Raw genomic sequence first — 11634 nt, forward strand, 5'->3', positions numbered from 1 at the left:
TTGAAATCAACTCTAGCGCTATGTTGTATGCTATAATGCCTGTAGAATAAATAAAAGCAAACGTCATTTGACTCGATGTTTATATTTTAAGGCAGGAGCGTTACTATGGATGTTAGTGTTTTAATTTTAAATTACAATACATGCCAGCTTACACTCGATTGCATCGCTTCGGTGTATCGTTCGCAAACGAAGTATGCGTATGAAATTATCGTCGTGGACAACCGTTCTACTGACGATTCGACCGTGCGTATTCCGGCGACGTACCCGAATGCCGTATTTATCGCCAACCCGGACAATGGCGGCTTTGCCAAAGGTAACAATATTGGCATGAAAGTTGCGTGTGGGCGATATACATTATTGCTTAATTCCGACACCATCGTACAACCGGACACACTGGAGACGATGGTGTCTTTTATGGACAGTCATCCGCGTGCCGGGGCAGCGGGTTGTAAAATTGTGTTGCCGGATGGAACGCTTGATAAAGCATGTAAGCGTGGCTTTCCGACACCGTCAGCGTCATTTTATTATGCGTTTGGGCTGTCCAAATGGTTTCCGAACAATCCGAAATTTAACGGGTATCAGCTTGGTTATTTAAGTCCGGATCAGTGTTATGAAGTTGATTCGCTTGTCGGTGCGTTTATGTTAGTGCGCCGTGAAGTGATCGCGCAAATTGGCGGGCTGGATGAGGAGTTTTTTATGTACGGTGAAGATATTGACTGGTGTTACCGCATTAAGGAAGCGGGCTGGGAAATTCATTATCGTGGCGATACGTTCATCGTGCATTACAAAGGCGCAAGCAGTCGTCGCAAACCATTCAAAATCATCTATGAGTTTCACCGAGCGATGTGGCTATTTCATCGCAAGCATTATCGTAAACGGTATTCATTTATTACAAATGGAGCCGTGTATGCGGGAATTGGCGTAAAACTTGCTTTATCGCTCATTCAAAATAAACTATTGCGCCCGGCTAAAGTGCCGGCAGCCGAGACGGAAAGGAGCGTTCATTCGTGATCCGCAAAAATCAGCACTTTTTGACCCGTTTGTATATTTTGGCGGATTTTTCGATGATTCAAATATCCTTTTGGGCAGCTTGGTTGCTGAAGTTTCAATTTGATATTTTCCCATATGATAATTCCCCTGAGGGATACGGCGCTTTGCCGGTTCAAACGTACTGGATGTGGAGCTTAGTCTATGCGGTCATTGCGATTTTAATCGGCACGATGAGCAGTCTGTATTCACCAAAACGTAAAAAGCGTTTTGCCGATGAATTGCTGAAAATTTCGCAGACGCATGCGGTCAGTATTTTTGTATTGCTGGGCGCATTGTTCTTTTTCAAAGAAGTTAATATTTCGCGGTACTATTTGCTCGCATTTATGATTTTGAATCTGTTGTTTATTATGGCGTATCGTTATGTAATCAAATTAGGACTTAAGCGTGCACGCCGCAAAGGGTTTAATAAACAATTTGTGCTCATTCTCGGTGCGGGTTCGCTTGGCAAACGGTTTTACGATAATTTGATGCAATATCCGGAAATGGGTTATGAAATTGTCGGTTTTCTCGATGATTATCGGGAATTTGACCAGACGGAGCAGCATCAATACAAGCCGGTGCTCGGTAAAATAGATCAACTTGGACAGAAATTGCAGTCGATGATGATTGACGAAGTTATTTTGGCATTGCCGCTTGATGCGCATGACAAATATCCGTGGATTATTGCCGAATGTGAAAAAGCGGGCGTGCGTACACTGATCATTCCCGACTTTTTCGATTATTTGCCAGCGCGTCCGTACTTTGATAATTTTGCGGGGATGCCGATGATCAATGTGCGCGATATTCCGCTTGATATTGCTGCGAATCGTATTTTCAAACGTACGTTTGATATTGCTTTTTCGCTGGTGGCGATTGCGATCACATCGCCGCTCATGCTGATCGTGGCGATTGGTGTGAAGTTGACGTCGCCAGGGCCGATTATTTTTAAGCAAGAGCGCGTTGGATTGAATCGGCGCCCATTTATGATGTTTAAATTCCGCTCGATGCGGGTCATTCCCGAAGGACAGCTCGATACAGGCTGGACAACAGCAAATGATCCACGCAAAACGGCATTTGGCTCGTTTATCCGCCGTACGAGTCTGGATGAGCTGCCACAGTTTTTTAATGTGTTAATTGGAGATATGAGTGTAGTCGGCCCACGTCCGGAGCGTCCGTATTATGTGGAGCAATTTCGTGAGGAAGTTCCAAAATATATGGTCAAACATCATGTGCGTCCAGGCATTACCGGTTGGGCACAAAGCAATGGTCTGCGCGGAGACACATCGATCGAAGACCGGATCAATCACGATATTTTTTATATCGAGAACTGGTCGTTGCTGTTTGATATTAAGATTATTTTTAAAACGATTCGCAATGGATTTGTGAATAAAAATGCTTATTGATCGTTCAGCATATGTGGATGCCCTGCTTGCTTAAGTAGGGCATTTTTTTTTGGATAAGCAAGCAGCCGGGCACGAACTGTGCACAGATGATGAATGAATTGCTGCCTTGTATCTAATCTAGGATGATGATGTTTAGTTGAAGGCTGCAAGGTTAAAGTGTATCGGTTTTAATTAAATAAGGTCAAGCATGACCATTCAGCTAATGATGTTAATGAATGATAGTTCCAGTTGGCAGGGGCTGACTTGCCGTCGCTTATGGCGTATCCATCATCGCGTATTATTATGTTCGCATAATATACGAACAGATTGTTGACACTGTACACAGGCTATCATAGACTTAATTTTAAGGTAATGTAAAAGACGGAGGAATACTATTGAGAGACGAAATAAACGCGTGGCGCCACGTATTTAAACTAGACCCGGATCGGTTGTTGTCGGATGACGATCTGGAGCAAATTTGCATGTCCGGAACCGATGCGATTATGATCGGTGGCTCGTCTGGCGTAACATACGACAATACGGTAGACTTGATGTCGCGTGTACGCCGCTATGCGTTGCCTTGTGTGCTGGAAGTATCCGATCTGGAAGCGGTTGTGCCTGGTTTTGATCTGTATATGATTCCGCTTGTGCTCAATACGGATGACAGCCGCTGGATGATCGGTCAGCATGTGCTGGCGATTGAGCAGTACAGTCATCTCATTCCGTGGGAGTTGATCGTGCCGGAAGGTTATATCGTATTGCATGCAGATTGTACTGTCGCACGATTGACAGGAGCGCATACAGCGCTGGAAGCGGATCGTGCGTCTGCTTATGCGCAAGCAGCAGAACGTTTATTGCGTCTGCCGATCGTGTATATCGAATATAGTGGTCGTTTTGGCGATATGGAGCTGGTGGCAGACGTTCGCAGAGCGACCCGTGAGGCGCGTATATTTTACGGCGGCGGTATTGTGGATGCGAATACGGCACGGCAGGCGGCATCATATTGCGATACGATTATTGTTGGCAATGGTGTGTATGGCGATTTGCAGCAAGCGTTAGCTACCGTAGCTGCGGTGAAAGGTTGAGTTAGTGGTTGCTTGATCGATGTAATGTATGATTTGTATGTAGCCCGCTTTTTATTTTATTACAATCCATCCTAGACAGGCGAGCGCTGACGTAGTTGCCTGACTTTTTTGCATAAGCCACACTTATCTAAATTGCAGTTTGAAAGGAGCAATACAACAAAATGACGATGATTAACATCAAAGACGCCATTAACCGTCTCAATCCGAGACAAAAAGAGGCAGCACTGACAACGGACGGCCCGCTGCTCATTATGGCGGGCGCGGGCAGCGGTAAGACACGCGTGCTGACGCATCGTATCGCCCATATTATTGACTCGCGCAAATCGGCACCGTGGGGAATTTTGGCGATTACGTTTACGAATAAAGCTGCGCGCGAAATGCAGGAGCGTGTATCCCAACTTGTTGGACCAGATGGCCGCGAAATTTGGGTATCGACATTCCACTCGATGTGTGTGCGTATTTTGCGTCGTGATATTGAGCGGATCGGCTTTACGTCAAGCTTTTCGATTCTTGATTCCGGTGATCAGTTGTCTGTTATTCGTGCGTGTATGAAAGATTTGAATATGGACACAAAAAAGTTTGAGCCGAAAACCGTACAGTCGATGATTAGCGCAGCGAAAAATGAGCTGATTACCCCGGAGCAATATGAACGCAAAATCGGTGATTATTTTGAAGGGTTGACCGCGAAAGTGTATACGATGTATCAGCGCCGTTTGCGTGCGAACAACTCGCTCGATTTTGATGATCTGATCATGACGACGATTCAATTGTTCAAAGAAGTGCCCGAAGTGCTCGATTTTTACCAAAAGAAATTCCGCTATATCCATGTCGATGAGTATCAAGATACAAACCGTGCTCAATATATGCTCTGTAAAATGATGGCGGATGCGCATCATAATATTTGTGTAGTCGGTGATAGCGATCAATCGATCTATCGCTGGCGTGGGGCGGACATTACTAATATTCTTAATTTTGAAGGGGATTACCCGGAAGCGAAAACGATTTTGCTGGAGCAAAATTACCGTTCAACATCCAATATTTTGAGTGCAGCAAATGAAGTGATCGGCAACAATAGCGGACGCAAACCGAAAAAGCTATGGACGGACAAAGAAGGTGGCGCCAAAATTAAAGTGTACCGTGCCGATTCGGAGCATGATGAAGCTTATTTTGTGACATCGGAAATTCATAAAAGTGTGAAAACAGGGCGTCCGTATCAAGATCATGCCATTTTATACCGTACAAATGCACAGTCACGGGTGATTGAGGAAGTGCTAATCAAATCGGATATTCCGTATAAAATTGTCGGCGGTATCAAGTTCTATGATCGCAAAGAGATCAAGGACTTGCTCGGTTACTTGCGTCTGCTGTCGAACCCGGATGATGATATTAGTTTGACGCGTATTATTAATGTGCCAAAACGCGGGATTGGTGATACGAGTGTGGCTAAGTTGGCGGCAGCGGCTAGTGAGCGTGGCATTTCTATTTTTAAAGTGCTGGAAATTGTTGATGATCTTGGTTTTGCCGGACGTACACGTAATGCGATGGTCGAGTTTTACGATATGATCGCTGCGCTGCATCAGATGGTCGATTATTTGTCCGTAACCGAATTGACGGAAAAGATTTTGGAAATGTCTCAGTATCGGGTAGAATTGCAGCGTGAGAATACGCTGGAATCGAAAGCACGAGTTGAGAATATCGAGGAGTTTCTGTCGGTGACGATGGAATTTGAGAAAAATAATGAAGACAAATCGCTGATTGCGTTTCTGACCGATCTGGCGCTAATTGCCGATATCGATACGATGGGCGATAAGCCGGAAGAACAAGACGATGCGGTTGTGTTAATGACGATGCATAGCGCCAAAGGGCTAGAGTTCCCGACCGTATTCATTATCGGGATGGAGGAAGGCGTATTTCCGCATAGTCGTGCCTTTATGGATAATGATGAATTGGAGGAAGAACGTCGCCTCGCTTATGTGGGCATTACGCGAGCGGAGAAGCAATTATTCCTGTCCTGTGCACAGATGCGTACATTGTTCGGACGGACGACGGCAAATCCACCGTCTCGTTTTCTAGAGGAAATTCCGGATGAATATAAAGAAGATACCCAGGTGGCGCCGAACAATTTCCGGCGTGGTGCAGCTGGCAGCAGTTATGGCAATGGCGGACGCGGTTTTGGTGGCGGTGGCAGCAACTTTGGCAATCGCCGCGAGACTTCAGCTGCATTTGGCAGCGGCTCATCTGCGCGCGCTGTGCCGCGCAGCATCCCTGCTTCGTCCGGTGTTACGGTAACGACAGGCAAAGGGGCGCCAACACCGGCTCCAAGTGGCGATGGCAGCTATCAGGCAGGCGATAAAGTGTCACATGGCAAATGGGGCATTGGCACGATCGTAGCCGTCAAAGGCAGCGGCAACGATATGGAGTTGCAGATTGCTTTTCCTGCGCCAGTAGGCTTGAAACGCCTGCTAGCTGGCTTTGCGCCGATTACTAAAGTGGAATAAGCGTTATCGGATCATCTTCAATGAGCAATGGATTCAGATGGTCATACGGATACGGTTGCTTACTGCATAATGACATCATATAGAATTACAGGCGGCTGCAATGATTCAGCCGCCTTACATACAACGAACGGGAGAGATGCAGATGGACCCGATGAAAGAAATGGAAAAGCTGGTCGCTGATCTGAACAACTATAACTATCATTACTACACATTGGATAAGCCATTAATCGATGATAAAGACTATGATGCACAATATGACCGATTGTTACAGCTTGAACAGGAAAGCGGCATCGTGTTGCCTGATTCGCCTACGCAGCGTGTTGGCGGCGAATTGCTGAAAGGATTTACCCCGCATCGTCATTTGGCACCACTGTGGAGTCTGGATAAGGCGCAAAACTTGGAAAAACTGTCAAGCTGGCACACCCGTGCTCGTAAATTGATCGGTGATTATAACGAGAAAAACCCGGAACAGCCGTTGCCTGAGCCATCGTATGCGGTTGAATTGAAGTTTGACGGACTTACCCTTAATCTGACGTATGAGAATGGGCGGCTCGTTCAGGCGGCGACACGTGGTAATGGAGTCGTTGGTGAAGGTATTTTGGAGCAGGTGAAGACGATTCGCTCGGTTCCGCTATCGATTCCGTTTACGCAAGGCAAGCTTGAAGTACAAGGTGAAGGCATTATGCATCTGTCTGTGCTGGAAGCATACAATGCGGCAGCGACCGAAAAAGATAAGCTTAAAAACGCGCGTAATGCTGCTGCCGGTGCACTGCGCAATCTTGATCCGCGCACGACGGCACGGCGCAAGTTGAATGCTTACTTTTACAATATCGGTTATGCCGATGGCATACGTTTTGACAGTCAGCAAGAGATGATGCAGTTTTTGCACGATAATCATTTTCGCGTAAATCCGGCGGTGTCTTATTTTGACAATTTTGATGATGTAATTGCACGTTTGGAAGCAATTCAGCAAGGACGTAGTGAGCTGGATTATCTGATCGACGGTGCTGTCGTCAAATTGACCGATATGCGAACACGCGAAGTGCTCGGTTATACCGACAAATTTCCGCGCTGGGCGATCGCTTATAAATTTGAAGCGGAAGAAACGAGTACGATTTTGGAGTCGGTATCTTGGAATGTAGGGCGTACCGGCAAAATTACCCCGTTGGCACGTGTCGAAGCGGTCGAGCTGGCAGGGGTTACCGTACAAAATTGCACATTAAACAATATCGGTGATATCGAACGCAAAAACTTGAAATTTGCACTTGGCACACGCGTATATATCCGGCGCTCCAACGATGTCATTCCTGAAATTTTAGGCAAAGTGTCCGAGGAAAATGATGGCACAGAGATCGTATTTCCGGAGAATTGCCCGGCATGCGGCTTTCCGCTAGAGCAGCGTGGTGCTCATCTGTTTTGTAACAATCGTTTTGGCTGTGAGCCGCAAATTGTGGCGCGTATTACGCATTTTGCTTCGCGTGATGCGATGGATATCGAAACGTTTAGCATCAAGACGGCGACGCAGCTTCATAATGAGCTGAATGTGCGTGAACCGGCAGACCTGTACACGCTGCAATTTGACGATTTGTCCAAGTTGGAACGGTTTGGAGAGCGCAAAGCGAACAATTTACTGCAAGCGATTGAAGACAGCAAAACGCGTGATCTGGCTTCGTTCCTATATGCACTTGGCATTCCGAACACAGGCAAAACGACGACGCGTATGCTGGCAGAGCATTACCGTGATCTGGACCAAATTCGCACAGCAACGGTGGAGGAACTGGTACAGTTGCCGGATGTCGGTTCGATTGTGGCAGAAAGCATTGTGGAATTTTTTGCCGATCCTTTTATGCAGGCAGGGATCGATAAAATGTTAAAACTTGGCGTACAGCCACAGGTGCCGGAAGCGCCGGAAGTTGTCGTACATGAAGATTCGTATTTTAACGGTAAAACGGTCGTGCTCACCGGTACATTGCAAACGATGACACGTGATGATGCAGCGCTGCGTCTGGAACAGCTTGGCGCAAAAGTAACAGGTAGTGTGTCGAAAAAGACCGATATCGTCATCGCTGGCGAAAAGGCAGGCAGTAAGCTGACGAAAGCGCAGGAACTTGGCATCGAAATTATTGAAGATGAAGAACAACTGAAACGCTTGCTTGAACTGGAGTAGATGGATAGAGGAAGGATAGCGTATAATTACAGGCAAGTTGTGTACATGTGTTGTTGAATAGATTGTAGCCGTTGCACAGAGTATATTTGAAGCTGTATTTAAATGATTTGCAGTATTCATTTTGGGAACAATAATTCAGGATGGCTATTCTACATTTAAAATAAAAAGGACGAGCACCTACGCCACCGTAGTGGAATTGCTCGTCCTTTTGCTATTGAATCGAATTTTAGCTGTACAGTTAGTGCCTTGACCATGATGAATTTGAATAAAGTTAGGTAGGATCATATAGAAGTGATCAACAGACTTACAGTATGCAAATTACGATAAAATCGGTATGGTGGTATATACACAGACGCTTGTTGCTGGAATGATCATATTGAACGTAATAACATAGGTGGATTTTGAAGCGACAATGAAAACGATAGGTTAAATGTGTGTCGCAATCGCTAGCATAATAACAAGCGATGTGTACTCAACAATATCAATTAACTCAAATTGTCCGGCAACCATGCATCTTTGTCATATCCGCGTAGCTCCCAATAACCGGTATAATCATCAGCAATCAATTCGATCCGGTTTAGCCATTTGACCGATTTGTAAGCATACATTTTCGGAATGACGAGACGCACAGGGCCGCCCAAATCGGCTGGGATAATATTGCCGTCATGAAGCAGGGCAACCATAATATCTTTGAGTTGTGCTTGCTCGAGTGTAATCGAATCAGTATACACGCCATCGCCGGAGTAAAATTTGATCGTTTTCGCTTGTGGCTTAACGCCTGCCATACTGAGGAAGTCGAGCAGCGGAATGCCTTCCCACGTGTTTTTGTATACCGACCATCCGGTTACACAGTGAAAATCACTTACTTGCACCTTGCGCTTAATTTTCAAAAATTGCTCCCAGTTCCACGTTTGTGGCTTATCCACTAGCCCATCGATTGTAAACGACCAATTGCTATTATCAAAAGACGGAATAGGCGTCACCGTATAGACGCGAAACTCACCTTGCGCACCGCCACCGATCGGCGGCTTGGAATCCGGTAGTGGCGTTGGGTTGGGCACCATTTTGTTTGGGTTACTAGCAGCAACTTCTTCCCAACTGCCGCCGCTCGTCAACGAATTGCCTAGCCAGCGCAAAAATGTAGGCCCAACCGATACCGCCAGACCGATACCGATCGCTGTACGCAAAAAAGCTCGCCGCGTATAAAACGGAGTCGCTTCCTGTGGGGCTGCTGTCTGATGCGGTTTTAACACGACTGTTGATCCTTCTATAGAAGAAGCTGCTTGTACGGGCGCTACAGCCGTTGTATCTGGTTGTAGCTTGATCGAACGCTTTTTAGGGTCTTTTAACCAAGCTGTACGTGTGAGTGAATGATAAATAATGTACGGCAGCCCGACCCAAGTTAACAAATCATGCACAAACAGCGCCGTGTTTGCAACAGTCGGACCGACCTGACGCAGTAGCCATAGTAAAATACCGGATACGATCCAGCCAATAAGCAAAATCATAACGAGAATAACATTCATTTTTTGCGCTGGCTTTTGCCGAATTTGCTTCCAATGCTTGGAGGCAAGGAAAAGATAATAAAGCACAGGCACGAGCAGTGCCAAACCGCCGATAATGTGTACCCAGCGAATCCATACTCTAACTTCGCCCAGAACTTCACGCCAGAAGCCCCCCAGCAAAATTAAACCGGTTATCGCTAGCAGTGCAACTAGCCATGCATTCCAGGCATGGATTCGAATCAGCTTTTTGCCAAAGCCTTTTTGAATGGACGCTAGCAAACGACTCATCACAACTCCTCCTTATGTTTGAAGCGATCATTAAAAATGATTCGTGAATAAAGTACATTTGGATTGCCGATGTGACTACTTACTTTTAGATATAAACTCTTTTTACATGATTATAATGCACAATCGTAACATAGTGCGAGCAAGTTATTGCGATCTTGAATTAATTAAAGCACAGTTGAAACGGTATAATATTCAGATAGCATTCAGATAACATATAGAGCGTTTGAAACACTGCTGCTAGCAGTACTTACAATCATGCGACATTCTAAGTTGAGTATCGAGTCTAGTATACTGACCAATCAAAATGATTAATCGAAACAACGGTAGTAGTAAGCTAAAAACAACGCAAACATACAATAAAAGCGTTACTCTAGCAAAGCAAATAAGCATAGCGATACGGTTACAAAATATAAAAATGAAAAAGTTGAAAAAACACTTGCTAACTTAAAAGATACATGATATATTATTCAAGTCGCCTCGAGCGGCACAATAGTTTCAAAAATAAATCAAAAAAGTTGTTGACTGACAACTCTTGATGTGATATGATATTAGAGTTGTTGTGAAACAAATAATCAAGTTCCTTGAAAACTGAACAAATAGGATTTGAATCATATATTCGGGAGACCGAATGCCAGCAACAAAATGAGCAAGTCAAACACTTTATTGGAGAGTTTGATCCTGGCTCAGGACGAACGCTGGCGGCGTGCCTAATACATGCAAGTCGAGCGGACTTGACGAGAAGCTTGCTTCTCTAATAGTTAGCGGCGGACGGGTGAGTAACACGTAGGCAACCTGCCCTTTAGCCTGGGATAACTACCGGAAACGGTAGCTAATACCGGATACTTTCTTGTCCTGCATGGGAGAGGAACGAAAGACGGAGCAATCTGTCACTGAAGGATGGGCCTGCGGCGCATTAGCTAGTTGGTGGGGTAACGGCTCACCAAGGCGACGATGCGTAGCCGACCTGAGAGGGTGATCGGCCACACTGGGACTGAGACACGGCCCAGACTCCTACGGGAGGCAGCAGTAGGGAATCTTCCGCAATGGGCGAAAGCCTGACGGAGCAACGCCGCGTGAGTGATGAAGGTTTTCGGATCGTAAAGCTCTGTTGCCAGGGAAGAACGTTTTCTAGAGTAACTGCTAGAGAAGTGACGGTACCTGAGAAGAAAGCCCCGGCTAACTACGTGCCAGCAGCCGCGGTAATACGTAGGGGGCAAGCGTTGTCCGGAATTATTGGGCGTAAAGCGCGCGCAGGCGGCCGTTTAAGTCCGGTGTATAATCCCGAAGCTCAACTTCGGGTCGCACTGGAAACTGGAGGGCTTGAGTACAGAAGAGGAGAGTGGAATTCCACGTGTAGCGGTGAAATGCGTAGAGATGTGGAGGAACACCAGTGGCGAAGGCGACTCTCTGGGCTGTAACTGACGCTGAGGCGCGAAAGCGTGGGGAGCAAACAGGATTAGATACCCTGGTAGTCCACGCCGTAAACGATGAATGCTAGGTGTTAGGGGTTTCGATACCCTTGGTGCCGAAGTTAACACATTAAGCATTCCGCCTGGGGAGTACGGTCGCAAGACTGAAACTCAAAGGAATTGACGGGGACCCGCACAAGCAGTGGAGTATGTGGTTTAATTCGAAGCAACGCGAAGAACCTTACCAGGTCTTGACATCCCTCTGATCGGT

At 46.2% G+C, this 11634-nt stretch carries 6 protein-coding genes and 1 rRNA gene; 6 read left to right on the forward strand and 1 reads right to left on the reverse strand.

Annotated elements, in window-relative coordinates; translation table 11 throughout:
- Positions 1-105 precede the first annotated feature (105 nt).
- The 5 genes from U1I11_RS13180 to ligA all read left to right on the forward strand — a co-directional run bounded on the left by U1I11_RS13180 (position 106) and on the right by ligA (position 8161).
- Complete coding sequence (locus U1I11_RS13180) at positions 106-1011, forward strand: glycosyltransferase family 2 protein (RefSeq protein WP_322906590.1); 906 nt, start codon at positions 106-108, stop codon at positions 1009-1011.
- Positions 1008-2432: an undecaprenyl-phosphate glucose phosphotransferase gene (locus U1I11_RS13185; RefSeq protein WP_322906591.1), complete on the forward strand. Its 1425-nt coding sequence runs from the start codon at positions 1008-1010 to the stop codon at positions 2430-2432. Before U1I11_RS13180 ends, U1I11_RS13185 begins: the two co-directional genes overlap by 4 nt.
- 374 nt (positions 2433-2806) lie before the next feature.
- The gene (gene pcrB / locus U1I11_RS13190) at positions 2807-3496 is read left to right on the forward strand and encodes a heptaprenylglyceryl phosphate synthase (protein ID WP_322906592.1); all 690 of its coding nucleotides are present in this window, start codon (positions 2807-2809) and stop codon (positions 3494-3496) included.
- A 161-nt stretch (positions 3497-3657) separates the two neighbouring features.
- Complete coding sequence (gene pcrA / locus U1I11_RS13195; RefSeq protein WP_322906593.1) at positions 3658-5994, forward strand: DNA helicase PcrA; 2337 nt, start codon at positions 3658-3660, stop codon at positions 5992-5994.
- A gap of 142 nt (positions 5995-6136) precedes the next feature.
- On the forward strand, positions 6137-8161 hold the full coding sequence (ligA, locus tag U1I11_RS13200; RefSeq protein WP_322906594.1) for an NAD-dependent DNA ligase LigA: 2025 nt from the start codon (positions 6137-6139) through the stop codon (positions 8159-8161).
- Between the two features lie 485 nt (positions 8162-8646).
- Here ligA and U1I11_RS13205 read toward each other — a convergent pair whose 3' ends face one another.
- Entirely contained in the window at positions 8647-9954 is a 1308-nt protein-coding gene (locus tag U1I11_RS13205) for a molybdopterin-dependent oxidoreductase (protein ID WP_322906595.1), read from the reverse strand.
- Between the two features lie 660 nt (positions 9955-10614).
- On the opposite strand from U1I11_RS13205, the gene U1I11_RS13210 reads away from it, so the two are divergent.
- Positions 10615-11634 (forward strand): 16S ribosomal RNA (locus U1I11_RS13210); the annotation flags it as partial.

Origin of the sequence: Paenibacillus campi, assembly GCF_034659835.1 — a bacterium.
Classification (GTDB): domain Bacteria; phylum Bacillota; class Bacilli; order Paenibacillales; family Paenibacillaceae; genus Saccharibacillus; species Saccharibacillus campi.